Source organism: Rhizobium sp. 57MFTsu3.2 (genome assembly GCF_012932765.1).
GTDB lineage: Bacteria > Pseudomonadota > Alphaproteobacteria > Rhizobiales > Rhizobiaceae > Rhizobium > Rhizobium altiplani.
Genome location: NZ_JDWI01000013.1, coordinates 77,772 through 102,060, shown reverse-complemented (window position 1 = coordinate 102,060; position 24,289 = coordinate 77,772). Strand labels below are relative to the sequence as shown.

The 24,289-nt window shown below is 58.9% G+C and carries 23 protein-coding genes, 1 tRNA gene and 1 pseudogene; 15 read left to right on the top strand and 10 right to left on the bottom strand.

All coding sequences use genetic code 11. The features are described 5' to 3' along the window. Positions 1-100: 100 nt before the first annotated feature. From AF71_RS15765 to AF71_RS15745, 5 genes are read left to right on the top strand one after another with little or no spacing between them, the layout of a single operon-like run. On the top strand, positions 101-1,525 hold the full coding sequence (locus AF71_RS15765; protein ID WP_169682030.1) for a M20 family metallopeptidase: 1,425 nt from the start codon (positions 101-103) through the stop codon (positions 1,523-1,525). Then, complete coding sequence (locus AF71_RS15760; RefSeq protein ID WP_169682029.1) at positions 1,522-2,241, top strand: ABC transporter permease subunit; 720 nt, start codon at positions 1,522-1,524, stop codon at positions 2,239-2,241. The genes AF71_RS15765 and AF71_RS15760 overlap by 4 nt, the downstream gene beginning before the upstream one ends. After that, positions 2,241-2,981 (top strand): ABC transporter permease, encoded by a 741-nt coding sequence (locus tag AF71_RS15755; protein ID WP_169682028.1) that lies wholly within the window; start codon positions 2,241-2,243, stop codon positions 2,979-2,981. The genes AF71_RS15760 and AF71_RS15755 overlap by 1 nt, the downstream gene beginning before the upstream one ends. Next, the gene (locus AF71_RS15750) at positions 2,978-3,760 is read left to right on the top strand and encodes an ABC transporter ATP-binding protein (RefSeq protein WP_169682027.1); all 783 of its coding nucleotides are present in this window, start codon (positions 2,978-2,980) and stop codon (positions 3,758-3,760) included. Before AF71_RS15755 ends, AF71_RS15750 begins: the two co-directional genes overlap by 4 nt. A gap of 37 nt (positions 3,761-3,797) precedes the next feature. Continuing rightward, positions 3,798-4,655 carry a transporter substrate-binding domain-containing protein gene (locus tag AF71_RS15745; RefSeq protein WP_169682026.1) on the top strand — a complete coding sequence of 286 codons (858 nt, stop codon included), beginning with the start codon at positions 3,798-3,800 and terminating at the stop codon, positions 4,653-4,655. 148 nt (positions 4,656-4,803) lie between these two features. On the opposite strand, the gene AF71_RS15740 is transcribed toward AF71_RS15745, so the two are convergent. Next, positions 4,804-5,718 carry a LysR family transcriptional regulator gene (locus tag AF71_RS15740; protein WP_169682025.1) on the bottom strand — a complete coding sequence of 305 codons (915 nt, stop codon included), beginning with the start codon at positions 5,716-5,718 and terminating at the stop codon, positions 4,804-4,806. Positions 5,719-5,827: 109 nt separating this feature from the next. Between AF71_RS15740 and AF71_RS15735 the strand changes: the two genes are divergently transcribed. Then, positions 5,828-6,091, top strand: a complete 264-nt coding sequence (locus AF71_RS15735) for a helix-turn-helix transcriptional regulator (RefSeq protein ID WP_018859157.1) — start codon at positions 5,828-5,830, stop codon at positions 6,089-6,091. A 120-nt stretch (positions 6,092-6,211) separates the two neighbouring features. On the opposite strand, the gene AF71_RS15730 is transcribed toward AF71_RS15735, so the two are convergent. The 5 genes from AF71_RS15730 to AF71_RS15710 form a co-directional block, all read right to left on the bottom strand. Continuing rightward, the gene (locus AF71_RS15730) at positions 6,212-6,715 is read right to left on the bottom strand and encodes a GNAT family N-acetyltransferase (RefSeq protein ID WP_169682023.1); all 504 of its coding nucleotides are present in this window, start codon (positions 6,713-6,715) and stop codon (positions 6,212-6,214) included. Then, entirely contained in the window at positions 6,712-7,011 is a 300-nt protein-coding gene (locus AF71_RS15725; protein ID WP_169682076.1) for a DUF1778 domain-containing protein, read from the bottom strand. The genes AF71_RS15730 and AF71_RS15725 overlap by 4 nt, the downstream gene beginning before the upstream one ends. 137 nt (positions 7,012-7,148) lie before the next feature. Next, positions 7,149-7,442, bottom strand: coding sequence for a type II toxin-antitoxin system RelE/ParE family toxin (locus AF71_RS15720; RefSeq protein WP_169682021.1), 294 nt, complete (start codon positions 7,440-7,442; stop codon positions 7,149-7,151). Then, positions 7,439-7,747 (bottom strand): type II toxin-antitoxin system RelB/DinJ family antitoxin, encoded by a 309-nt coding sequence (locus tag AF71_RS15715; protein ID WP_169682020.1) that lies wholly within the window; start codon positions 7,745-7,747, stop codon positions 7,439-7,441. The genes AF71_RS15720 and AF71_RS15715 overlap by 4 nt, the downstream gene beginning before the upstream one ends. Before the next feature lie 228 nt (positions 7,748-7,975). Beyond that, on the bottom strand, positions 7,976-8,911 hold the full coding sequence (locus tag AF71_RS15710; protein ID WP_169682019.1) for a LysR family transcriptional regulator: 936 nt from the start codon (positions 8,909-8,911) through the stop codon (positions 7,976-7,978). Positions 8,912-9,017: 106 nt separating this feature from the next. Here AF71_RS15710 and AF71_RS15705 point away from each other — a divergent pair, with 106 nt between their 5' ends. Continuing rightward, a complete protein-coding gene (locus AF71_RS15705) occupies positions 9,018-10,037 on the top strand; it encodes a putative sulfate exporter family transporter (RefSeq protein ID WP_169682018.1) in 1,020 nt (339 codons plus the stop codon). A 350-nt stretch (positions 10,038-10,387) separates the two neighbouring features. On the opposite strand, the gene zwf is transcribed toward AF71_RS15705, so the two are convergent. Both zwf and AF71_RS32260 read right to left on the bottom strand, forming a co-directional pair. After that, positions 10,388-11,839, bottom strand: coding sequence for a glucose-6-phosphate dehydrogenase (gene zwf / locus AF71_RS15700; protein WP_169682017.1), 1,452 nt, complete (start codon positions 11,837-11,839; stop codon positions 10,388-10,390). Positions 11,840-12,051: 212 nt separating this feature from the next. Continuing rightward, positions 12,052-12,339: a hypothetical protein gene (locus tag AF71_RS32260; protein ID WP_348644140.1), complete on the bottom strand. Its 288-nt coding sequence runs from the start codon at positions 12,337-12,339 to the stop codon at positions 12,052-12,054. Between the two features lie 351 nt (positions 12,340-12,690). Here AF71_RS32260 and AF71_RS15695 point away from each other — a divergent pair, with 351 nt between their 5' ends. Beyond that, positions 12,691-17,211 (top strand): RecQ family ATP-dependent DNA helicase, encoded by a 4,521-nt coding sequence (locus AF71_RS15695; RefSeq protein ID WP_348644141.1) that lies wholly within the window; start codon positions 12,691-12,693, stop codon positions 17,209-17,211. Positions 17,212-17,638: 427 nt separating this feature from the next. Continuing rightward, positions 17,639-18,082 carry a hypothetical protein gene (locus AF71_RS32255; protein ID WP_348644139.1) on the top strand — a complete coding sequence of 148 codons (444 nt, stop codon included), beginning with the start codon at positions 17,639-17,641 and terminating at the stop codon, positions 18,080-18,082. Positions 18,083-18,132: 50 nt separating this feature from the next. Here the strand turns inward: AF71_RS32255 and AF71_RS31735 are convergent. Further along, positions 18,133-18,332, bottom strand: a pseudogene (locus AF71_RS31735) (hypothetical protein); the annotation flags it as partial. A 105-nt stretch (positions 18,333-18,437) separates the two neighbouring features. Here AF71_RS31735 and AF71_RS15685 point away from each other — a divergent pair. From AF71_RS15685 to AF71_RS15675, 3 genes are all read left to right on the top strand, one after another. Beyond that, entirely contained in the window at positions 18,438-19,364 is a 927-nt protein-coding gene (locus AF71_RS15685; protein WP_169682014.1) for an HD domain-containing phosphohydrolase, read from the top strand. A gap of 524 nt (positions 19,365-19,888) precedes the next feature. Next, positions 19,889-20,992 (top strand): DUF937 domain-containing protein, encoded by a 1,104-nt coding sequence (locus AF71_RS15680; RefSeq protein WP_169682013.1) that lies wholly within the window; start codon positions 19,889-19,891, stop codon positions 20,990-20,992. A gap of 60 nt (positions 20,993-21,052) precedes the next feature. Continuing rightward, positions 21,053-21,547, top strand: coding sequence for a hypothetical protein (locus AF71_RS15675; protein WP_169682012.1), 495 nt, complete (start codon positions 21,053-21,055; stop codon positions 21,545-21,547). 167 nt (positions 21,548-21,714) lie between these two features. Here AF71_RS15675 and AF71_RS15670 read toward each other — a convergent pair. Further along, a tRNA-Ser gene (locus tag AF71_RS15670) sits at positions 21,715-21,804 on the bottom strand. 611 nt (positions 21,805-22,415) lie between these two features. Between AF71_RS15670 and AF71_RS15665 the strand changes: the two genes are divergently transcribed. From AF71_RS15665 to AF71_RS15655, 3 genes are all read left to right on the top strand, one after another. Next, a complete protein-coding gene (locus tag AF71_RS15665; RefSeq protein WP_169682011.1) occupies positions 22,416-22,700 on the top strand; it encodes a hypothetical protein in 285 nt (94 codons plus the stop codon). Continuing rightward, positions 22,690-23,022: a hypothetical protein gene (locus AF71_RS15660; protein WP_169681939.1), complete on the top strand. Its 333-nt coding sequence runs from the start codon at positions 22,690-22,692 to the stop codon at positions 23,020-23,022. The genes AF71_RS15665 and AF71_RS15660 overlap by 11 nt, the downstream gene beginning before the upstream one ends. Positions 23,023-23,223: 201 nt before the next feature. After that, a complete protein-coding gene (locus AF71_RS15655) occupies positions 23,224-24,189 on the top strand; it encodes an AraC family transcriptional regulator (protein ID WP_169682010.1) in 966 nt (321 codons plus the stop codon). The last annotated feature ends 100 nt before the right edge of the window (positions 24,190-24,289 follow it).

Genomic DNA, 24,289 nt, shown 5'->3' with positions numbered 1-24,289 from the left:
TCCAAAATTTATTCATGCACACGGATTGCACAAATAAAATTTGTACCATAAATTGGCGCCAATTTTGGATACTATGCGAAATGAAGCCGGTTTGAAAGCCATGAAAAACACCGAAGCCGTGTGGGACATCGTCGAAGCAAAGCGTGAAGCCTTTTTCGCGCTCAGCGACCGCGTCTGGGATATGCCTGAAACGAACTATGAGGAATATCGCTCTGCCGAAGAGCATGCGCGGCAGCTCGAAAGCGAAGGTTTTCGCGTCGAGCGCGGCATCGCGGGCTTGCCGACAGCCGTCATGGGCGAAGCTGGCGAAGATGGACCCGTGATTGCCATCCTCGGCGAGTTCGACGCGCTTCCCGGCCTCAGCCAGGTCGCCGGACTGGCTGAAAAGCGCGAGGCGCTCGCGAACGGCAATGGCCATGGCTGCGGCCACAACATGCTCGGCGCCGGTTCCATGCTTGCGGCTGCCGCCGTCAAGGACTTCCTTGCGACAAATGGCGTCAAAGGCCGTATCCGCTACTATGGTTGCCCTGCCGAAGAGGGCGGCTCATCCAAGGGCTTCATGGTCCGCGCCGGCGTCTTCGATGATGTCGACATCGCCATTTGCTGGCACCCGGCTGCCTTTGCTGGAGTCAACAATCCGGTATCGCTCGCCTGCAACGAGATCAATTTCCACTTTAGCGGCCGCGCCTCACATGCTTCGGCCACGCCGCATCTCGGCCGAAGCGCCCTTGATGCCGTGGAACTGATGAATGTCGGCGTCAACTATATGCGCGAGCACATGCCGTCGACGGCACGCATCCACTATGCCGTGACCGACACAGGCGGCTCGGCACCGAACGTAGTACAGGCCAGAGCGACGGTGCGTTATCTTATCCGTGCCCGCAACCTGCCCGAGCTTCTGTCGCTTGTCGCCCGTGTCAAGAAGGTAGCCGAGGGCGCAGCCTTGATGACCGAGACGTCGGTGCGAAGCGAAGTGATCAGCGGTGACGCCAACCTCGTCGGCAATGTGCCGCTCGAGGAACTGATGTTTGCAAATCTCCAGCGTCTCGGGCCACCGGTCTTCGACGATGCCGACCGCGACACCGCGCGCAAGTTCCAGGCGACGATGAGTGCCGAGGACATCGCCTCCTCCTATGCCCGTTTCGGCTTGAAGCCGAAAAAGGACCAGCCGCTCTGCGAGGAGATCTTCCCTCTCTATGCCGGCGACAGCACGATCGTCGGTTCGACCGATGTTGGCAGCGTCAGCTGGGTCGTCCCGACAGTGCAGATGCGCGGCGCCACCTATGCGATCGGCACGCCCGGCCACTCCTGGCAGCTCGTCGCGCAAGGCAAGCTTCCGGCGGCCCACAAGGGCACGGAGCATGCCGCGAAGGTCATGGCGAGCACCGCCATCGCGCTGATTTCAAATCCGGCGCTGATTAAGGCGGCCAAGGCGGACCTTCAGGCTCGCCTCGATGGGTCACCGTTCGTCAATCCGATCCCCGAGGACGTCGAGCCACCGCTTCCCGAAAGGCAGGCATCATGAACCAGCCCGGGATCCTCGAGCTCGTAAGCTTCGGCGGTGACGGTTGGGGCAAGGCGCTGCTTGCCGGCGCGTGGATGACTGTTCTGATTGCCCTTGCCGGCTACTCGATCGGCGCAATCATCGGTTCGTTTGGCGCCTGGGCGAAAATATCAGGCGGACGGGGAATTCGCATCGCTGCCGATACCTACACGACCGTCCTGCGTGGCATTCCGGATCTTCTCGTCATCTATCTCTTCTATTTCGGTGGCAGCGCGGCCGTCACCGCCATCGGCCGACTGTTCGGAGCGGAGGGCTTCCTCGGTTTCCCCGGTTTCCTCGCTGGTTCGCTTGCGGTCGGCGTCACTTCGGGCGCGCAGTTCACCGAAGTTTTCCGCGGCGCCTTCAGGGCCGTGCATCACGGCGAGATCGAGGCGGCGATTGCCTGCGGCATGGGCAGGACCCTGCGCTTCCGGCGGATCATCGCACCGCTCACCCTTCGCCATGCCCTTCCGGGGCTTGGTAATGTGTGGCAGGTTGTGCTGAAGGAATCAGCCCTGGTGTCGATAACAGGCGTCGCCGAGCTCCTGCGCCAGACGCAGGTGGCCGCCGGATCGACTGGCCTGCCCTTCGATTTCTACGTCATCGCGGGCGCGATCTACCTGATCATCTCGACAGGCTCAGGTCTCTTTCTACGCGGTGCCGAAAGGCACTTCTCGCGCGGCGTGAGGAGAGGCTAATGGACTGGTCGTTTCTCTTCGAGACATTCGTCAGCCTGGTCTCGGCAATCCCGCTGACGCTCGAGCTTGCCGCAACCTCGATCGTGCTCGGAGCGATGCTGGCGCTTGCGATCGCGCTTTGCCGCCTCTCCGGCATTGCGCCGCTTGAATGGTTCGCGCGGAGTTATGTCTTCGTCTTCCGTGGCACGCCGCTGCTCGTACAGATCTTCCTGATCTACTACGGCCTCGGCCAGTTTCCGGCCGTGCGTCACAGCATTTTCTGGCCGTTTCTCCGCGACGCCTACTGGTGTGCGGTATTGGCGCTGACGATGAACACTGCGGCTTATGCAAGCGAAATCATCCGTGGCGGTCTGCTCTCGGTTCCGTTCGGCCAGATTGAGGCAGCGCGAGCCTGCGGAATGCCGCGGCTCATGCAGTTCCGCCGCATCGTGCTGCCGCTGGCGATCCGCCAGGCCTTGCCGGGCTACAGCAACGAGATGATCGCGATGGTCAAGGCAACCTCGCTTGCCTCGATCATCACACTGATGGAAGTGACCGGTGTTGCGGCACGTATCATCTCGGAGACCTATCGGGCGATCGAGGTCTTCATCGTCGCCGGCGCGATCTATCTTGCGATCAACTTCCTGCTGACGCGCCTCGTCCATCTCGTCGAATACTGGTTGAGCCCGCACCTGCGCCAGCCCGTTCCCCACCACCCGGCAGTTCCGGCTGCTCCCGCACTTGAAGGAGACGCCCGATGACAGCGGCGAACGCCTCCCCTTCCCCAATCGCGCTCAGCGTCAAGGACTTGCACAAGAGCTTCGGTCCGGTCGAGGTGCTGAAAGGCATTTCACTCGATGCACATGAAGGTGATGTGGTCTCTATCCTGGGCTCGTCCGGCTCCGGAAAGTCTACCTTCCTGCGGTGCATCAACCTGCTTGAGACGCCAAACTCCGGCGAAGTGACCGTTGCCGGCGAGACGATCCGAATGGTACCCGATGCCAGGAACGGCAGCCGTCCGGCCGACCGCAGCCAGGTCGATCGCATCCGCTCTCAGCTCGGCATGGTGTTCCAAAGCTTCAATCTCTGGACCCACAAGACCGTACTCGAGAATGTCATCGAGGCGCCGGTTCATGTGCTCGGTCGGTCCCGGGCGGAATGCGTCGAGGAAGCCGAAGCGCTGCTTGCCAAGGTCGGCATTGCCGAGAAGCGCAATTTCTATCCGGCCCACCTATCTGGCGGCCAGCAGCAGCGGGCCGCAATCGCACGCGCGCTCGCCATGCGGCCGAAAGTCATGCTCTTCGACGAGCCGACTTCCGCGCTCGATCCCGAGCTCGTCGGCGAGGTTCTGCGCGTCATGCGCGCGCTCGCCGAGGAAGGGCGCACGATGCTGGTCGTCACCCACGAGATGGGCTTTGCCCGCGACGTCTCAAGCCGTGTCGTCTTCCTGCATCAGGGCCGGGTCGAGGAAGACGGCAAGCCGCAGGAGGTATTCGCCAGTTCGCGCTCGGACCGTTTCCGTCAGTTCATCAGCAAGTAAAATCTCTCAACCCAAACCAACAAAAGGGGAGCAAAACATGACAATTCTTTCGAGGGCACTTTTGACAGCAGCCGCAACGGCGTTTGTCGCCACCGCCGGTGTTGCATACGCCGAAGAGAAGAAGTGGACGACCGTGACGATCGCCACCGAAGGCGCCTTCAAGCCCTATAATTTCACCAAGCCCGACGGCTCGCTCGACGGCTACGAAATCGAGCTGACAAAGTATCTCTGCGACCACATGAAGGTCGAGTGCAAGATCGTCGTGCAGAACTTCGACGGCATGATCCCGGCGCTCAATGCCGGCAAGTTCGACGCCATTATTTCCGGCATGTCGGCGACCGCCAAGCGCGAGGAAGTCATCGCCTTCAGCAATTCCTACGGTTCCACCGGCCAGGCGTTCGCGACCGCCAAGGAAGGCGAGCTCGCAAACCTGCCAGAAAAGGGCCAGGTCTTCTCGCTTGCCAGCGACGAGGCCGGGGCTGCCGCCGAGATCGAAAAGATCAAGCCTTCCCTGCAGGGCAAGATCATCGGCGTTCAGACCGCTTCGACCGCGGCGACCTTCGTCGACAAGTATTTGAAGGGCGTCGTCGAGGTTCGCGAATACAAGACGACGGAAGAACATGATCTCGACCTCAAGGCCGGCCGCGTCGATCTGGTGATGGCGTCCATGGCCTATTTGACGACGGCCTCGGCAAAGCCGGGCAACGAGGACATGACGACTGCCGGACCGCGCTTCCAAGGCGGCTTCCTCGGTCGCGGCAGCTCTGTTGGCCTGCGCAAGTCCGACACCGAGCTGAAGGCTATGTTCAACGACGCCATCGAGGCCGCCAAGGCCGACGGCACGATCAAGACGCTTTCAGAAAAGTGGTTCGGCTTCGACGTTACGCCGAAGTGAGTGGAAGCGTTCACAACGATGGGCCCGGCGGGACTCCCTGCCGGGTCGCGACAGCGGAGCTTAAAACTCAGCGTCACGGCAGGGGTTGAAACGCCGACCGACTGCCCCCACGACCGCATATCCTGTTTCTAGCCGAACTCGCAATCAGTCATTGTCCTTGCAACCGATCGGCGGCCTGCCCGCGCCTTGCCAGCGACCGTGCAATGTCGACAATGTCGTCGCGGCCAGCTGTCGGGTCTTCTCTGTTCCAGGCAATGCCAAGCCCGATCCTAAAGTCGATCCCGCTTACCTTCTTCAGCTCAAAGCCGCGATTGGGAAGATCCAGCGTCCATTCCGGAGCAAAGCCGATGCCAAGCCCGGCAGAGACCAGCGACACCAGAGAGTAGGTGTCGTCGCAGCTGAAGGCAATGTTGGCGGTGAGGTCGTATTCGGCGAACTTCTCATTGAAGTAGCGTTCCGTGAAAGACAGGTTCTGCCGGGAAAAGGCGATGATCTTCTGAGTGCGCAGATCGTCGATCGTGATCTCCTCCCTGGCTGCCAGCGGATTGGCATGGCCAACCGCCAGGTAGTAGCGCTCATGCGCAAGCGAGACGAAGCGCAACGAGCCGATGTTTTCCACCGGGCGGATGAAGCCTAAATTGAGCTGGCCGGTCTCCAGGCCGCGGATGATCTCGCCGGTATTGCCAGAGGCGATATGGATGCGGACATCGGGAAACTTGCGGGCGATCTTGGCAAGGAAGGTCGGCAGCATGCCCATGGTGGCCGGATAGATGCTGCCGATCCTAATCTGGCGGATACGACTGCCGCCGGCTGCCCGGGTCAGTTCGGTGGTCAGGTCGATGTCGCTCAGGATCCGCACACAACGATCATAGAAGGTCTCCCCTGCCCTGGTCAGTTCCACCCTTCTGGTCGAGCGGATGAACAGCGGACAGCCAAGCTCCCTTTCAAGCGACATCACATGATTGCTCAAGGCCGGCTGGGCAATGTGCATCCTGGCTGCCGCCCGGCCGAAGTGCAGTTCCTCGGCCACCGCTTTGAAATAGGAGAGTTGGCGTAGTTCCATGAGGGTCGCCGATCCGCTCTTTCCAAGAGAATCCCTGTCCGGGAGGATTAATATATTATGTCGGATATATCCTATGGATTAATGCAACGCAAGATGGTGGCCATGAAATATGGACACTCGTGCTCGCATCGCTTGGAATCTTCGACAACTGCGCTCATCGCTGGGCGTTACCCAGGAAAACCTGGCGGTCGATGCAGGAGTAGATCGCACAGTGATCAGCGATCTCGAACGAAGCAAACACAATGCGTCAATTGATCTGCTTGATCGCCTTGCAAGAGCTCTCAAGGTGGACGTCGCGATTTTTTTCACCTCACCTGATCCGGCCGATCCCAGACCGGAGCCATTGAAGCCCGGTCGCAAATCGCACAAGTAATGTTGGAAAAACCTAATTGGTCGCCTTGACGAGAAGCGAACCCACAACACGGCATGGTTTCTACACTGGTTACAGCAAGTTAGAAACGACTGTAAGTGCGCTGCGCCAAACGTCGACAAACTAAGGTTGGGAGTTCATCGCGCTGTTGAGATCATTCAAGCCGATCATCAGCATCATGGAATCAGATGGCGAAGGCAGAAAGCCCACCGCCTCATAGAAGGCTCGCGCGTCATCGGAAATCGCATGCACCAGCACGCCGCGGATGCCGAGGATCTCTGCGGCATTGAGCAAGCGCAAGCCTGCGTCGCGCACCAATGCTCTGCCGATCCCGCGCCCCTGATAGAACTGATCGATGGCGAGACGACCAAGCACGGCAACCGGAATTGGATCTGGCATGTTGCGCCGAAAACGGCCGGGCACTTCCGGCTGTTTCACTGCGCCGGAAGCGAGTGCGTAATAGGCGATGACGCGATTTTCTTCACACACGACAAAGGTGCGCGATGCGCCACTTGCCTGATTGGCGCGGGCGCGGCGACGTAGCCAGTCATCCAGTTCAAAGACGCCGGAATTGAATTCTGCCAGCTCGTGGTGATGGGCCAGTGGTATCGGTGCGCTGAGAGTCACGCCTCATCCCACGGCGCTTTGGTCGACATGGTGCGTTTCAGACGCTCATTGGGCTGCGTGGGCGCATCCAGTCGCGCAAGGTATTCGGCATAGATTTCGGGGCTGACCGTGAAGATAGTACGGTCGAGCAGCACTTCCTCTGCGCGGCGTTCAGAGGCTTCCAGCATGAAATCCGTGCGCGTCTTGCCAAGTAATTCAGCAGCGCGGTCTATCAAGTTGCGGGTCGCGGGCTTGATACGCATATTCAGCGGCACGCTGGCGTCCGGGCTTTTACTCCTATGCGGGGTGGTGGGCATAGAAATTCTCCTGTTTTCACCGACCATATAGCGTAACGACATCATCTTTACAAGTTTCGTGTCGCGCTGTTTCGACACCTCAACTTCTTTGCCGGTCTTGAACGGATCCGAACCGACGCACCGCTAATAAGGCCGATTTAGCTGGTCGGCAGGGAGTCTGGCCACTCCTGCGCGCCATGGAGCACGCGCAGAATGCGAACTGTTGTTTCGCTAACGGCGTATGCCGCTACATACGGCGTCCCGATGATCACAAGTTCCCGGGTGCCAGGAATTCTGCCAATGCGACCGCTCACAGGAAAATCGATCAAGCGGCGAGTTGCGTCCACAATCCGTTCGTCGATTAAGACCGCAGCTGAAGGATTATCTGTCTCGATATATGTGAATATGGCATCGCGATCAGATAACGCGAACGCAGACCAAGTAAGCTTCACGATTTGCGCGCGCTCACCCTAAGTCGGGCTGCCGCTCGACGTTCCGCAAAATGGGCCTCAACCTCATTATCTGGGATGTCCGGTCGAGTATCGTTCAGCGCCTCAAGCACCCTAGTGCGAAACCAAGCGTCATGCGCCTCGCTACTCGAAAGGAGTTCGAGGGGCAGCGCGCCCTCGTTGGCCGTGCGGGTCAGCAGGATACGGACTGCGTCCGATACCGTAAGGCCCATGCTCTCAAGCACGGCGGAGGCACGATCCCGAATTTCGGCATCAATGCGCGTTTGGACAAGTGCATTTGCAGCCATAGCTTTCTCCACGTCTGAAGAGAAGGTAATGCATTTGAATGACAAATCAACAAGAAGTTTCGAACCATCATCAATCGCTTGCGGCTCTTTTATGCTCTTGAAAGGATCCGAACCGTCGCCACCTGATTTGGCTAAGCTGCTGGATTATTGGAAAATCTGCCACATAAGCCGCAGTTGTGGAATAATCGCTACGACTATGCGGGCTGCAGGAAGGCCGGCCCCGGTATTTTATCGAGCCGGCACATAGTTTGCCGCAACCGTTGTAGCGCTGGATGAGCTTTGAGCCGAATGGCGGCACATCTCGATTAGCCTCAAGGAGGCCTTGCTGCTGTGCCGCTCCTTGTGTCTCAGGAGTCGGAACTCGCGAATCGGCCGGCAGAAGTTGATTTCGATGAGCTTGCCGGCTTCGATGTGCTGCTGGGCGGCAAGGCGGGAAACGGCGGCGGCACATATGCTGTCTTTCAGCGCCGACAGGATCGCCTCGTTGGAGGGAAGCACCATCGCGACGTTCAGATCTTCCGAATTGACACCGATCTTGGCCAGCGCATGCTCGAATACCGAGCGGGTTCCAGAACCAACCTCGCGCATCACCCAGCGGGCGGTCGTGAGATCGCTGGCGGCAAGCGTCTTGGCGCCAGCCCAGGGGTGGGTTGCCGCCACAACGACCACCAGTTCGTCCTGGTCGATCACCGATGCGGCAAGCGCCGGCTCATCGAGATCGCCCTCGACGAAGCCGACATCGGCCTCGCCATTGATGACGGCGTCGGCCACTGTACGGGTGTTGCCGATGGTGAGGTTGAGGTCGATGCCGGGGTGGGAGGCATGAAACCGCATGAGACGGGAAGGCAGCCAGTAGCTTGCGATCGTCTGGCTGGCGAAGACGCTGAGCGTACCGCGCTGCATCCCGCCGAGTTCGCTGAGTACCAGTTCGGTTGCGCGCGCTCTCGCCAGCAGCGTTTTTGACTCGGAGAGAAAAATACGGCCGCTCTCCGTCAGCTCGATGCGCCGGCCGACTCGGTGAAAAAGCTCGACGCCGTAACGGTGTTCCAGGTTCTTGATGGCCGTGCTGACGGCGGATGGCGTGAGATTGATCGAGGCGGCGGCCTTGGTGAGATGCTCGCGCTCCGCCACCGCGACAAAAATTGCAAGCTGTTCAAAGGTCATGGGAAATCATTCTACTTTCTCGAATGAAATGTAGAAGAATATTCGATGGAAGTCGACGCGATTAGCTGAAAAATCTGAAGGGCAATCTCTGAATTCCAGGTGCCCGATGACCCTCCAGAACTGTTTCAAGCATACAAGCGAGATCGTTCCTGGCCTGCTCGTCTGTATTGCCGTTGCTGCCGCTGCCTATCTGTTCGAGCAGCTCGAGCATGCCGTGTTCGGCGTCGGTCCTTTGGAAGCGCTCGTCTTTGCGATCGTTATCGGGGTCGTCACGCGAACGGCTTTGCCCAGCACGAAATCCTGGCAGCCTGGTATCAGCTTCAGCTCCAAGACATTGCTCGAGATCGCCATCGTGCTCCTTGGCGTGTCCTTGAGTTTCGGGACATTGTGGAGTGCCGGTGTGACACTTGTTGCCTGTGTCGCGGCGATCGTTGTCATCTCGATCTGCCTCAGCTTCATCGTCGCTCGATTGTGCGGCCTGTCGGACCGACTCGCCATGCTGATCGCCTGCGGCAATTCGATATGCGGCAACTCCGCCGTCGTCGCCGTGGCGCCGGTCATCGACGCGGATTCCGATGAGGTTGCTGCCGCGCTCGCCTTCACCGCGGTCCTGGGCGTTGCCTCCTTGCTCATTTTGCCGCTGATTTATGTCTATGCCGGCATGACGGCGAGACAATATGGTGCGCTGGCCGGCCTGACCGTCTATGCGGTGCCGCAGGTCCTCGCTGCAGCCGCCCCTGCGGGGTTGGTCGCCGTGCAGACCGGAACAGTGATCAAGCTCCTGCGCGTCTTGATGTTGGGGCCGGTCATCTTCATTCTCGGCCTTCTCCGGATGGACCAAAGCGACTGCGCGCAGGGGCAGCGCGGTCTTGTTCCCTGGTTCATCATCGGCTTCATCGTCGTCGTGATCGCCCGTTCGATGGGGCTCATTCCCACCACCCTCATCCCGATCCTCCTGACGATCTCGGGCGGCCTGACGGTCGTTGCGATGGCCGCGCTCGGTCTGTCGGTCAATATGCGGACGGTGGCCAGCGCAGGGAGACGAGTGCTTTTCGCGGCATCGGCTTCGCTGCTATTACTGACGACCATGAGCTACTATTGCGTTGTCCTCGTCCTCGCGAAGTGAAAGTGCACAAGAGTCGGAGGCAGAACGGCGTTGTCAGGCTAGGGTTTGAAGCGCGCTTTTGCCATGGCGCGTGGCTCAACCACTGGTCCCGGTCACGGCCCTCAATGCGCGGTCGCCCTGAGGCGATTCAGATGGGCGGCGATGGCTGAATGTTGCAAACGGGCGGCATGAAGAGATTTCGGACTATTTGGGCGAAGCAAACTATCATCGCCGAAGCTGAAGATTCTAACGTTCGACGAAAGCAACATTGTTCGCGATAAACTGCGCTAATCAATAAGCTTGGACCTCGCCGGTGGCGAAGAGCTCCATGACAATCTGATTGCGGATATGCATGCCGGCAAGGATGCCGGTTACTCCTTGGCCGAATCTCGCCAGGCGCGCTCGAACGGTAGCCGCCAGGCATGCGGGGCGATGAGCTGGTGGATCGATTTTGGGCCCCAACCGCCCTGATCATAGAGGCGCACTGGTGGTGGGTTTTCCAGAAGAGGTTGCGAGACCTCCCACAATCGCTCAATGCCCTCGGCGGTGTTGAACAGCGTGTGATCGCCACGCATGGCGTCGAGGATCAGGCGCTCGTAGGCCTCGAGCACTTCGCCGATCAATCCGGTTTCGCTCATGGCGAACTGCAACGATAGCTTGTCGAGCCTGAAGCCAGGGCCAGGCCGCTTGCCATAGAAGGACAGGGAGACCTTTGAGGCATCGGCAAGGTCGAACGTGAGGTGGTCCGGCCCTTGTGCCCCAACGCCCGAACCGGCCGGAAACATCGATTTGGGCGGCTCTCGGAAGGCGATCGAGATGATGCGTTGCCCCTCGGCCAGACGCTTTCCGGTACGCAGGAAGAAGGGCACACCCGCCCAGCGCCAGTTGTCGATGGCGCATTTTAAGGCGATGAAAGTATCGGTGTCGCTCTCCGGATCGACCCCGGGCTCCTTGCGGTAGCCGATGTATTGGCCGCGGACCACGTCGCGCGGCTCGATCGGCAGCATGGAGCGGAACACTTTATTCTTTTCCTCCGAGATCGGCGCCGGCTCCAGAGCCGTGGGCGGCTCCATCGCCATGAAGGCGAGGATTTGAAAGAGGTGAGTTACCACCATGTCGCGATAGGCGCCTGTCGTCTCGTAAAAGGCGGCGCGAGTGGAAAGCCCTAGCGTCTCCGGAACGTCAATCTGCACGTGATCGATGAAGTTACGGTTCCAAATCGGCTCGAAAAGGCCGTTGGCGAAGCGGAAAGCCAGAATGTTCTGCGCCGGCTCCTTGCCGAGGAAGTGGTCAATACGGAAAATCTGCTTCTCGTCGAAAACCTCGTGCAGTTTCGTGTTCAGTTCCACAGCGCTGGCAAGGTCCGTCCCAAATGGCTTCTCCATGATAATCCGGCAACGCTCGACCAGTTCGGCCTCGGCAAGGAGTTGCACGGCTGGAAGCGCCGCCTTCGGCGGCACAGAGAGATAGTGCACGCGTCGCGTCTCCGGCCCAAGCGCCTCCTCTGCCCGCTTCACCGCTTCCTTCAGGACGCCGGCGCCGGCAGAGAGCGAGACATAGTCAAGCGAAGCGGAGAAATCTTCCCATTCGGCCTCCGTGAACTTGCGAGTCAGGAACAGATTCAGCGACTCGCGTGCGATGGCGCGGAAACCATCGGCATCAATCTCGTCGAGTGAGACGCCGACGATGCGGCACCCCGGGATGAAGCCGGCCTTAATGAGATGAAACAGCCCCGGCAGCAGCTTGCGCCGTGAGAGATCGCCCGTTGCACCGACGAGAACGACGAGCTGCGGATAGCCAGGTCCGACCCGAGTGGAATTCATTCGCACAGTGCCCGCTCCCTTTTCTGCCGTTACGCCCTGAATAGAGGCATGAATTACTCAGTCAATCAAGGTCTTACGGTCTCTGTGTGCGGGAAGCCGCACGGCTGCAGGGACGACGGAAGACTGCGAAATCGGCGTTACGCGGAGCACACCTTCCCGGGTGGAGCCGCCGTCGCATGTTCTCACCTCTAGCGTGCGCTCGTCCGTCGTGCTTATCTCGCAAAATCAGGATGTTGATGTCGCGGGTGGAAGACTGACGCATGGGTGGAGTTGAGATCAGTCACATTGATGATTCTCTCGTTAGCCGCTGCCTGTCGATCGACCTTGAGGTTAATCCGGGCCAAGCCAAGATTTTCGCCTTTGCCGCGGTTCGTTCCCAGGGCCAAAAGGTGGTTTTCCGAAGCGGAAACCGCGAAGCCGCACTTGACGGTCTCGAGGGCCTCGCTTCCCAAGCCGACTTCCTGCTTGGCCACAACATAATAAGATTTGATCTTCCACACCTCGCAGCCGTGAGGCCACGTTTCGCGCAGTTAGCAGCAAAGCCAATTGATACACTTTGGCTAAATCCCCTGGCCTTTCCGCGCAATCCATATCACCGTTTGGTCAAGCACCATCACGACGGGCGGCTGCAAGCAGGACATGTTAACGATCCGGAGCTGGATGCGCGCCTCGTCCTCGATGTGCTGGCCAACCAGATCGCAGCCTTTGCAACCTTGGCGCAGGAGACGCCTGCCGCTCTTATCGCCTACCATTACCTGACCACCTGCATGCCTGGGAGTGACGGGTTCGATGCGTTGTTTACCAGCTTGCGCACCGCGCCCAGACCCGGAGCGGCTCAGGCCACGAAAGCGATGATGGAGCTGCTCGATGGTCAGGCTTGCGCTTGGCGGATCCAGCAAACACTGAACCGCCTGTCCTCACCACAGCTGGGCTGGCCGATGGCCTATGCACTTTCGTGGATCTCGGTCTCAGGCGGGGATTCCGTTATGCCGCCTTGGGTGCGGGCGCAATTCCGTGAGGCATCGCTGATCGTTCGGCATCTCCGCGATCGCGCATGCGACGACCCAGGCTGCCACTGGTGCCGGGAAAAGAACGACCCGAGGAAAGCGCTCTCGCGCTGGTTTGGCTTTGACAGCTTTCGACCGGAGCCAAAGGACGATGCCGGACGCCCCTTGCAGGAACGCATTGTTGCAGAGGCCATGGAGGGTAAATCCGTTCTCGGTATCCTTCCTACTGGAACTGGGAAGTCTGTCTGCTACCAAATTCCCGCGTTGGCGCGGTTCGACAAGATCGGCGCGCTTTCTGTTGTCATTTCGCCTCTCGTCGCACTGATGGCTGATCAAGTTCAAGGTCTCGCGCGGCACGGAATCAGCGGCTGCGTTACGATCAACGGGCTTCTCTCAATGCCAGAACGCCATGCTGCGCTGGATCAAGTACGGCTGGGCGATGCTGCCATGTTGTTAATCTCGCCCGAGCAGCTCCGTAGCCCCTCGGTGCGCTCGGTCCTCTCGCAGCGGGAGATCGGATATTGGATCCTGGATGAAGCCCACTGCGTCTCAAAGTGGGGACATGATTTCCGACCCGACTACCGCTACATCTCGCGCTTTGTCCGTGAATACTCCGGTGATCAGGAGCCCGCGCCAGTGGTGTGCCTGACTGCGACGGCCAAGCCGGAAGTCGTGCGTGATATCCGCGATCACTTCCAGTCTCGCCTCGGCGTGGAACTGCTCCTTCTCGACGGCGGAGCAACCCGTGAGAACCTTACCTTTGAAGTGCAGGAGACCCACCGCAATCGGAAGCTAGCCGATATTCTCGATACCATCGAACGCGCCCTTCCGCGCGATGGTGCTTCGGGTGCGGTTGTTTATTGTGCAACGCGATCTGCGACCGAGCGTATTGCGGATTTCCTACAGCAGCAGGGATTGGCCGCCGACTTCTTTCACGCCGGCTTGACGCCCGAACGCAAGCAGGAAGTGCAGGAGCGTTTCCGTGTCGGTGAGCTGCGGGTCATTGCCGCGACCAACGCCTTCGGCATGGGGATCGACAAGCCCGATATCAGGCTCGTGGTGCATGGTGATATTCCAGGTTCGCTCGAAAACTATCTGCAGGAAGCAGGAAGGGCCGGCCGTGACCGCGATCCCGCGATCTGCGTGCTTCTGTTCAATACCGAGGATGTCGAGCGGCAATTCTCTCTTAACGCGCGCTCGCGTCTGGCACGGCATGAGATAGGCGCAATCTTAAAAGCTCTCCGCCGGCTCGATACCCGCGGGAAATCTAGCGGCGAGGTCGTCGCGACCCCAGGCGAAATAGTGCGGGAAGAGGCAGCACAGGAATTTGAACGCGACAGCGCAACTGATGACACGCGGGTGAAGACAGCAGTTGCCTGGCTCGAAGAATCCACGCTGCTGACACGGGAAGAGAACCGGGTGCAGGTCTTTCCCTCATCCCTGCGAATCCGCACCATGGAAGAGGCCGAGGCGATCCTGTCGAAGACCGAGCTCGCCGGAAGCCGGCGCAAGCAACTTCTGGACCTCGTACGGCATCTAATGACAGCCTCTCCAGATGCCGGGGTCTCGACCGACGAGCTTTCCGGAGCTAGCGGTCTGACAGGCGGGGCACTTCGGAAGGCTTTGTCCGATCTCGAGACGCTTGGTATCGCGACCGACGACACGGCCATTACAATCTTTATTCATGTCGGGGTCGAGGGCGCATCAAAACAGCGCTTCCAAATCGCTACGGCCCTGGAAACCGCGTTGATCGCAGCGATGCGTGAAGCGTCGCCCGATGCCGAGGGTGGCGAAGCGCAACCCTTACTTCTCGCAGCAACCTGTCAAATTCTACGCGATCAGGGCCATGTCGGGGCGCGCCCGGACCTAATTGAGGCGCATCTGCGGAGTTTGGCGCAGGATGGGCGCGATGAGGAAGGCGGGCGCGGCAACATCCATCTGCGCAAAGCGAACCGGAACACCTACTTGGTGCGGCTGCAGCGGTCCTGGGAAATGGTAAGCCGGACGGCGGAAATCCGCCGTCGCGGTGCAGAGCTTTTGCTCCAGCATCTCGAAGGGTTGGTGGCGAAAGGCACGCGCGGCAAAGATCTCAGGGTTGAGACCACGATGGGCAAGATGCAAGCCGCCATCATGGGGGATGTTTTCCTGAAGGGCTCGGTCCGGGATGCGACCAAGTTGCTCGGCAGGGCACTTATGTGGATGCACGAACAAGGCGTGATCACACTTGGCCGGGGTCTGACGATCTTCCGCCCAGCGATCACTGTCCACCTTCGCCCCGGCGGTGGTCAATTTACTCAAAAGGACTTTTTGCCTCTCGAGGATCATTACAGCGAGCAGACCATCCAGGCACATATCATGGCGGCCTATGCAGAGCGCGGCCTAACCTCAGCCAAGGACGCCGAGCTGCTCTCGGCTGACTATTTCAAGCTGGACAAGGAAGCCTTCTTGAAGCGCTGGTTGCCGGATCGAGCGGGCGAATTGCGCCGCCAAACGACACCGGAAAGCTGGCGGCAAATCGTGGACGGTCTTGGTAACCCGGTGCAGTCGAAGATTGTCGCCGATGATCGCGAACAGACGAACGTGCTAGTCCTTGCAGGACCAGGTTCCGGGAAGACACGAGTGCTGGTGCATCGCGTCGCTTATCTCGTGCGAGTCAAACGCGAAGATCCGCGTGGTATTCTTGTTCTGACCTATAACCGTCATGCCGCAGTCGAAATCCGCAAACGTCTGAAGGAGCTGATCGGTGACGACGCGAATAGCGTGACCGTCTCGACCTGTCACGCGCTCGCGATGCGACTGGTGGGAGCAAGTTTTGCAGGCGAAGCCGATACTCCGCATGAGTTCGACAAGATAGTGATGGAGGCCGTCACCCTGCTGAAAGGCGAAGGCCTTCCGAAGGTCGAAGCCGAAGCCCTCCGCGAAACCCTAATTCAAGGCTATCGCTGGATCCTAGTCGACGAGTATCAGGATATCGGTCCCGAGGAATACGCCCTGATTGCCGCCGTGGCAGGCCGATCGCTCGATGACGCAGACCAGCGCCTCAGCCTGTTTGCAGTGGGCGACGACGACCAAAACATCTATGCCTTCGCCGGCGCGTCGATTGAGTTCATCCGACGCTTCGAGGCTGACTACTCTGCCAAGCCCAGCTATCTGATCGAGAACTATCGCTCCACAGCGGCAATTATCGAGGCGGCCAATAGCGTGATTGCGCCAGCCACTGACCGGATGAAAACCGGCCATGACATCACGATCAATCGCGGCCGCGCTAAAGACCCAGAAGGCGGTGCACTGGCATCGCGGGATCCGGTCGCACAGGGACGGGTTCAGCTCTTGCGCACGGCGTCAGACCCCGCAGCACAGGCCAACGCCGCCGTTGATGAACTACTCCGCCTGTCCCAGCTGGGGCCGGACTGGTCCTGGGCAAAGGCGGCGATCATCGCACGCGAATGGCGGCTCCTGGAACCGGTGCGTAGCTATTGTGAGGCGCGTGGTATACCGGTTCAACTCGCGAGCGAGGGCATGCCTCCCTTCTGGCGTTTGCGGGAAGTCCAGGTGTTTCTTGCGTTCCTTAGAGCGGAGCCTACGAAGATGATAGCCGCCGGAGCTATGCAAGGCTTTATAGCCACGCAGACTTCGAACCATTGGTGGGCTCTGATCTCAGAAGGTGTCGCGGCACTCGATACCGAGCTCGACGGGAGAGCTGTTCCCATTGCTGACGTCATTGAGATGATGGCCGAATGGGTTCGCGATATCCGTCACGAGCAGCGCGGATTGATGTTGATGACCGCCCATCGTGCCAAGGGGTTAGAGTTCGACGATGTTGTGATCCTTGATGGCGGATGGGATCGGATATCGAAAGAGGAGGATCGCGACGCCTCGCGCCGGCTATTTTATGTCGCTATGACCCGGGCGAAGCGCAGCTTGGCGATCTTGTCGATGCAAGATAGGCATCCGATTCTGCGCGAGGCCGCGGCAAAATTGCTGGAGCGTCGGGTAACTCCGGTTAAGTCTTCGCAAACCGACTTTGGCTTGCGATACCAGACCGTAGAGCCGCACATGGTGGATTTGTCCTGGGTGGGCAGGCGGGCGGCAATCCATCCGGTCCATCAGGCTCTGGCGAAGATACAAACCGGCGATCCCGTCCAACTGACAGAGAACAACGGACGTTGGGAGGTTCGAACCAGTGACGGAGTGACGGTCGGGCGGATGGCTCAGGGCTACCGTCCCTTGGACGGGTCGTTCGTTCGTGGCGAGGTTAGCGCAATCATCCGTTGGCAAAAGTTCGACAATGCTGAAGAATTTCGCGGCACGCTTCGCCGTGAAGCGTGGGAGGTTGTTCTTCCAGAGTTGGCTTTTCGCCATTAAGGAACTCAGCATGTTTTCGATGTCGAAACAATGGGGCGGCTAGTCGTAGTGATTAGCGTGGTGCACGACACCAAACGGGGAGGCTATGGTAGATTTAGACGGTATTGCGCTGCTGGGTATCGACGTCGGCTTCTCGAGATCGCGGCCAACGACGGGTATCGCTTGGAGCAAAGGTGGAGCATTCAAAGCTACAAGGACATACACCGACTGGCAGCGCCGTAGTCAGCACATTCCCTCAGCGACGACATTCGCTGTGATCGCAATCGACGGTCCTCTTGTTCCTCTCGGTTCGGCCGACAGTCTCGAACGTCTCTGTGAGCGAATCTTCATTCGCGGCTCCTTCCAAGTGCGATGCAAGCCGGGCTTGAGCCATCATGGATATGGACGCGACTTGAGGCGTGCCGCAGCGGAGACGGCGGAGCAGATCGTGCATCTCGCCGCCCGGAATACTGCAGTGGAAAGGACAATTCGGATTGGTGCCTCGATTGTTGAAGCATTTCCCAACGCATTCTTAGGGGTTCTTTTACCCGAAGCGCGCTTCGCAATGCCGACGGCGGGCAAGCGCAAGAAGTTCGATTGGCTGTATGATCACGCTGTCGATAGTGGCGTTCTCGAAAATCTGTTTCACACGATCGGATGGCAGAACCTCGAACTGGTAGGCACTGTATTGGCTGAGAGGGATCACGAGAAACGGGCCGCCTGGGTCTGCCTCCTTACTGCAGCGTGCGCCGCGGCCGGAAAGTCAGAGGTTGTCGGTGACGAGCTTGGCGGGTGGTTTTGGCTGCCTCCCACAGATCTCTGGGCTCAATGGGCGCGTGACGCCTTGGCCCGCAACACCATAGAGTTGTGGAGAAACACGCATGCCAGCTGAGCCTCAGTCGCCACGACTTACCGTCCTCATCGACAAAGACAACCCTTCGGCAAGCGCTCGTCACGGAACGAAGCGATATCCTGCTGGCTCAAGCCGATCATCGTCCGGTAAGCCAACTCGCCTCTGACGGGGAGCCAAGGATTATCCCGGCGTCTCAAGATGTGTATCGTCTTCGCACTTGCGACGAGTCCTTGCCTCGTCAGTAAGCAGACAAGGGTGCCTGAATATCCTCTCGTTCCGGTCGACTCAGCCTGCCGCAACCGGAGCTTTCTATCGAAACACGTAAAGGTTTTTTATTAGATATTAGATATACCCTTAAAAGGGGAAACGTATCAGCAACGAGGGGTCGCTAAGCGTGATCTTGCGCATTCCGAAGTCTATGCTTCGCAAAGGAATGTTTATTGAATCGGTAGAATGCTCGGACTTGGAGTTCTCCGGCCGACGCTTCTTGTTGGAAACGGATTCCGCTCTGCATTCTATACTCGCCTCGTCGGCGGAAAACGTGTTGGTCAACCGGGTAAAGAGCAGGGTCGATTGTGGGTTACCGGTTTTCCGACAGGCGGACGAAGACCTTCAACCCAAGTCTGTGCAGGAGCTGAACGAGCGCACACGGATCCAGCACACTGTAGCTCAAGTTACCGGGATTTTGCGCGACGGTTTTGAAGATATCAAATTAGGAAAATTCGATATCGATCGATTCGCCCCCGCAGCCAGGCACATAGCCGCCTCCTTAAAGGCCTCGCCCCATCTATTGGTCGAGGTCACGCGGCTGAAGACCAAGGATGAGGGAACTTACGTGCACTCGCTCGCGGTCGGCGGGCTAATGACGGGGCTCGGCCACCTGTCGGGCCTGGAAGAGGAAACGATTAAAGAACTGACCCTAGCCGGCCTCTTACATGATCTTGGCAAGCTGATGATACCAAACGCTATCCTCAACAAGACCGGACAACTGACAGATGCGGAGCGCAAAGTCATACGCAGTCATCCCGAGCGCGGCTACATGCTCCTTAAACAATATCCGGAAGTCTCTGACCTGATTCTTGAAATCTGTCGATTTCACCATGAAGCCCTGGACGGAAGCGGCTATCCGCTTGGCCTTAGAGCCGATCAACTGAGTTTGCCTATTCGTATATGCACGGTGTGCGACGTGTTTGACGCCCTTACGAGCGTCCGCCCCTACAAACGCGCATGGAGCAACACGCAAGCGCTGAAGTGGATGTTCGATAGGGGGCACCTCTTCGACAAAAAGCTGATCCTGCGAATGGGCAGCCTGTTTGATTGAATTCAGGCAGTCCCACGTCTTGCCGGGAGCGACTGACGGAATCGCCAGCCACTTTTGGGCTTCGAGCCTACCGTCGAACGACTTGCGGCCGGGCTGTTGCCGGGCCGGCGCACCTGTTCTTCAGCGTCCCCTGAGCTTTCTGATCGACGCCATGTGATCTCCAACAGCTGTTGTCGATCAGGCGTGTCCTTCGGCGGTGCCAAGGATTATCCCGCCATGGGCCCTGCCCGTCACGATAATCGATGCGCTTTTCGAGGTGGCTCGCGCGGGAGCCGATCAGGATGGACTGCGTCGTTGGCTAGACCGCGTCGGATGGGTTTCGCGCCCGACAATAGCCGCCCAGCGACATACAAACTGGTGCAATATATCTTTAAATGCTAATAAAAGTAGATTGGAAATTCTGACAACCAAGTCTCGGGGCGAACTCCGAGAAGCGCGAATCGTTTGCAGCCCTTCACCAAGCCGTCGAGTAGACGGCTCGGAGAGAAAGGCACTCATCAACGATATCTTGGGGAGGGGCACCAATGGCCAGCAATCTTGTTTCGTATGTCATGCAGATGCTGACGCCTGATGTGATCGGGCGTATCGCGGCAGCTCTGGGGCTCGATAGCGGCAAGGTGCAGAGCGCTGTGGGTGCTGCCGTGCCGGCAGTTCTAGCAGGGCTTGGGAGTATTGCCGCACAACCAGGTGGGGCGCAGAAGATCGCCGACGCGGCCAAACAGCAGAGCGGATCGCTTGGTAATCTCGCTGGAATGCTCGCAGCGGGCGGCCCGGAATCGCTTGCCCAGAGCGGCTCGCAAATCATTTCGTCGGTGTTCGGCTCCAAAGATGGCGGAGCGCTTGCGAATGCCATAGGCAAGATTTCTGGTCTGGATCAGAATGCAAGCGGGTCGTTGCTTGGAACGCTGGCGCCGCTTGTCATGGGAGGCCTCGCCCAGCACAGCGGCGGCGATCTCAGCGCCAACGGCATCGCCGGATTGCTCGCGAGCCAGAAGGACAATATTGCCGCTGCATTGCCGTCGGGGATGAGCGAACTACTCGGCGGCGCTGGCCTGCTCGGGTCGCTCGGCGCGACGGCGCGAGCGACAACAGCGGCCGCCGGCCAAACAGCACGCAGCGCAGCCTCGTCCGTTTCCTCTATCAGCGGCGCCGGGCAACGCGCGGCCACGACCGCACCGCCCGCATCGCGCAACTGGCTCTATTTGCTGGTTGCCGCCTTGGTTATTGCAGTCGTGCTTTTCTATCTGTTCGGGCGGCAGAGCCAGCCAGTTACTCCACAGGTCGCCACGGGCGAGCAGAGCTTGACGGTCGGCGGAATCGACGTCGGCAAGCAGGTCAAGGACAGCCTTGCCAGCCTTCAAACGACGCTCACCGGAATAACCGACGCAGCCTCAGCCAACGCCGCCTTGCCAAAGCTGCAAGATGCAGGGAACCAACTCGACAAGGTCAGCGCCGTGCTGGGACAGCTTTCTGCTGGCCAGCGGGCCGCCCTTACGGCACTGGTAAGCCCGCTGATACCGACGCTCAACGGATTGTTTGACAAGGTCCTGGCGATCCCTGGGGTCTCCGAGATCCTGAAGCCCACCATCGACACATTGAAGACGAAGCTCGCCGCCCTGTCCGCGTGACAGCTGCGAGATCGCCGACAATTGTGCCTACGAAAACCAATGAGCAAGGGAGTGGCAGCCATGGCTGACAAGTCGACGTTCACCACAGACGAGTGGAAGACCCTTCTGCAGAGCACGATGATGGCCGGCATCGCGGTGACTGCGGCGGAGCCGAGCGGTCTCTGGGGCACACTCAAGGAGAGCCTTGCAAGTAGTAGCGCGCTCTTGCAAGCCAAGACCGGCGACGCAAATCCACTGATCTTAGCGCTCGTCGGCGATTTCGAAACTTCGGAAGGACGCGAGGCCGCGCGAGACGGATTGCAGGCGAAGCTCAAAGGCGCCAAACCCGACGAAATGAAGACCAAGTGCATCGAGGTGCTCAAGCAGGCCAGAGCGATCATAGAGGCCAAGGCTCCGGGCGATGCGGCGGCCGTCAAGGCCTGGCTATACCAGATCAGCCAGCGAGTGGCGGAGGCTTCCAAGGAGGGTGGCTTCATGGGCATAGGCGGCGTCGCCGTCAGCGACGCCGAGAAGGCGACACTTGCCGAGATATCGGCAGCGCTTCAAACGGGCTAGGCGTCGCCTGCTACGCGCGATTGACGGTTGCTGGCAGGAAGAAGAAGGAAGCCGCCCCGGACGCGCGGTCAGAGTGGCCCGGCAATCAATTGCAATTGCAATGACGAGCGAGCGGCGCCCGAGTTCAAAGCAAAAACGTCGTAAACAATTGACTTCTTATAGTTTTATGGCGGAAACGGTGGGATTTGAACCCACGATACCCTTGCAGGTATGCCGCATTTCGAGAGCGGTGCATTCGACCACTCTGCCACCTCTCCGCGGTCAGGTCGGCGCTTATTCGGCGCGGGGGCTACATGTTTCATGAAGAAATCAAAGCGGCTTGTCTATCAAAAAAGGTGAATCGTGGGACTCAAGGGGCGTTGAGTGCTATGCGTTACAGCCAAATGCCTTTGAGCGCCGAAAATCATAATTCTTGAGAGTCAACCGATCTTGGCTTCCATCCATGAGATACAAAGAGATTTCTCTGCCAAAATTAAGCAAACGTGGAACTCAAGCTTGAAAAACGTTGGCAGTGCAGGCTGGAACCGCTTCTTTCGTATCCGGCGCGCGCGATAGGTTTCGACCTTCGCTATCAGTCCAATCTTAAAACAATGAAATCAAATACGTTTTATGGCGGAGAGGGTGGATTTGAACCCACGATACCCTTGCAGGTATGCCGCATTTCGAGTGCGTTGAAATTCGCCTTTGGGTCACCCGAAGTGAGTTTCCGTTACGCCGTTATCTCAATGTTGACTCCGGCACAAAAGAGAACATAATAAGAACATCCAAACATTAGAAGAGGATCACGGCCATGTCACACATGCCGGCCGGACAGCCGCGCGCTGAGCAAATTGCGGGAACCTACCGGACGCTACCCAGGAGGGCGACGATGGCCGAGGTTCATCCCCTTCTGATGGCGATCATAATCATGATGCCGAACCATCAAGATTGGGGCCTCTATTCGGCTGACGTCTACGACATGGCTTCCGGTGGCCCGCTCGGCTACTTCGACATCGCGTTTGACCCACCCACACATCGCGCCTGCGGGTACTACAGTGCCGTCGGCTCCTCGGTTGTGATGCGCTCACCGCGCTGGTTCCAATGTCCTGGAGACATCAACGACGCCATGCGGGCCTTTCATGCTCTGCTCAGGGAAGCTGGTCATGTCCACTGAGTCGAAGAAGCAACTGGAGGTGGATTTCGAGGTCGAAGCCGCGCTAGCGTTCGATGACGAAGATGCCAATGTAACCATCGTCACGCTCCACGCGAGACGACGAGCCGGGCATGACCCGCAGCTGGGAACCCAAGTTCGACCGGGAGCTTTGATGCACTCGACAGGACTAGATAATCAGCAAAGCCGAGCTTCGAGATGGCGTCGTGGTCGCGCCGCAATCTCGCCCGATCGATCCCGCGCCCGCTTTGTGTGTTTTGCGCAACAAGCGGTCGTCGGTTCTCCTGCGTTTGCATCCGTTGTTACATTGGCATTTCCTTTCTGAACCGTCGCTTTTGCTTGTTCCTCCCCGTTACCCGTCGTGGTGGTTGGGTTTCTGGACACCACTCTTATGCGAGCTGCAATCAGGGCGCCTGCATAGCTTTCAATTTACCCCACCGGTGTCGGCTCGCACGAGGCCATGTAGCGCGCACAGCCATCGTTAGGATAGATAAGGTGCGTGAGCCTTTTAACTCCCCGAGGTCCAATGTCCGAAGTCGACTGGTTGAGCCATCTCCTGCAAATCATCACGGTCACAGGTCAGCTCGAGGTCCGCTGTGCCTACGGTGCGCCATGGCGCGTGGCCTGGAGCCGGGCGGCGGCGAACGAAATCCCCTATCACGTCATCGTCAAGGGTCGAGCCGTTTTCGAGGATCCCGAGACGAGAACAGCGAGGGAGCTGGTGAGCGGAGATATTGTGCTGCTACCTCACGGCGCGGCGCATGTGCTGCACGACGGTAGCGGGCAAACACCGATCCCCACTCAACAGCACCAAGGGGCCGCCGGTTGGATGCTGAGCGAAAATGACAGTCAGGGAGAGCGGCTCGATCTGTTGTGTGGCCGATTCTTCATTGCTGCGCCCCATGACAGATTGGTCCGCAACTACCTGCCCACAAATCTCGTAACGCGGGCCATGGACGGCGATGGAGATAGTGGTTCGGCTTCCAACCAACTGGCAAGTCTAGTGGGGCTAATGCGAATGGAATCGGCCGGCGACCGAGCAGGAGGGCGCGCGGTTCTCAATGCGCTTTCTTCGGCCCTGTTTACACTCGTGCTTCGCGCCTCGAGTGAGTCGGAGAAAGCTCCCGAAGGTCTGTTGGCCCTAGCCGGCCATCCGCGGCTGGCTCCAGCCATCGCTGCCATGCTTGCCGACCCGGCCCAAGCTTGGAAACTCCCCGATCTCGCAGACTTGTGCGGCATGTCACGTGCTACGTTTATGCGACACTTTCAGGACAGGCTGGGTTGTTCGGCCCTCGATCTACTGACTGATCTGCGTATGAGCCTTGCAGCCAACGAGTTGAAAAAGACTGCGATCAGCACCGAGGCCGTGGCCGAAACGGTCGGCTATCAATCTGTTTCGGCATTCCGACGTGTCTTTGCCGAGAGAATGGGGATGACGCCCGGGGAATGGCGCAGACAGGCGCATGGCGGCGAGACGGGCGCGGGTGAGTAGAGACACGCACGATTGATCCTTTCGAGCATCATATTGAGATAATTCAGTCTCGTTATTCTCACATTGGTCGGTAAATTGGGCTCCGTAATCACTTGATGAG

What these genes read in the sequence shown, in the direction of transcription:
- AF71_RS15765 (WP_169682030.1), top strand. Translation starts at nt 101, where the DNA reads ATGAAAAACACCGAAGCCGTGTGGGACATCGTCGAAGCAAAGCGTGAA.
- AF71_RS15665 (WP_169682011.1), top strand. Translation starts at nt 22,416, where the DNA reads ATGGCCGAGGTTCATCCCCTTCTGATGGCGATCATAATCATGATGCCG.
- AF71_RS15705 (WP_169682018.1), top strand. Translation starts at nt 9,018, where the DNA reads ATGACCCTCCAGAACTGTTTCAAGCATACAAGCGAGATCGTTCCTGGC.
- AF71_RS15750 (WP_169682027.1), top strand. Translation starts at nt 2,978, where the DNA reads ATGACAGCGGCGAACGCCTCCCCTTCCCCAATCGCGCTCAGCGTCAAG.
- AF71_RS15680 (WP_169682013.1), top strand. Translation starts at nt 19,889, where the DNA reads ATGGCCAGCAATCTTGTTTCGTATGTCATGCAGATGCTGACGCCTGAT.
- AF71_RS15745 (WP_169682026.1), top strand. Translation starts at nt 3,798, where the DNA reads ATGACAATTCTTTCGAGGGCACTTTTGACAGCAGCCGCAACGGCGTTT.
- AF71_RS15675 (WP_169682012.1), top strand. Translation starts at nt 21,053, where the DNA reads ATGGCTGACAAGTCGACGTTCACCACAGACGAGTGGAAGACCCTTCTG.
- AF71_RS15660 (WP_169681939.1), top strand. Translation starts at nt 22,690, where the DNA reads ATGTCCACTGAGTCGAAGAAGCAACTGGAGGTGGATTTCGAGGTCGAA.
- AF71_RS15740 (WP_169682025.1), bottom strand. Translation starts at nt 5,718, where the DNA reads ATGGAACTACGCCAACTCTCCTATTTCAAAGCGGTGGCCGAGGAACTG.
- AF71_RS15735 (WP_018859157.1), top strand. Translation starts at nt 5,828, where the DNA reads ATGGACACTCGTGCTCGCATCGCTTGGAATCTTCGACAACTGCGCTCA.
- AF71_RS15695 (WP_348644141.1), top strand. Translation starts at nt 12,691, where the DNA reads ATGATGGAGCTGCTCGATGGTCAGGCTTGCGCTTGGCGGATCCAGCAA.
- AF71_RS15760 (WP_169682029.1), top strand. Translation starts at nt 1,522, where the DNA reads ATGAACCAGCCCGGGATCCTCGAGCTCGTAAGCTTCGGCGGTGACGGT.
- AF71_RS15655 (WP_169682010.1), top strand. Translation starts at nt 23,224, where the DNA reads ATGTCCGAAGTCGACTGGTTGAGCCATCTCCTGCAAATCATCACGGTC.
- AF71_RS15710 (WP_169682019.1), bottom strand. Translation starts at nt 8,911, where the DNA reads ATGACCTTTGAACAGCTTGCAATTTTTGTCGCGGTGGCGGAGCGCGAG.
- AF71_RS15725 (WP_169682076.1), bottom strand. Translation starts at nt 7,011, where the DNA reads ATGCCCACCACCCCGCATAGGAGTAAAAGCCCGGACGCCAGCGTGCCG.
- zwf (WP_169682017.1), bottom strand. Translation starts at nt 11,839, where the DNA reads ATGAATTCCACTCGGGTCGGACCTGGCTATCCGCAGCTCGTCGTTCTC.
- AF71_RS15755 (WP_169682028.1), top strand. Translation starts at nt 2,241, where the DNA reads ATGGACTGGTCGTTTCTCTTCGAGACATTCGTCAGCCTGGTCTCGGCA.
- AF71_RS15715 (WP_169682020.1), bottom strand. Translation starts at nt 7,747, where the DNA reads ATGGCTGCAAATGCACTTGTCCAAACGCGCATTGATGCCGAAATTCGG.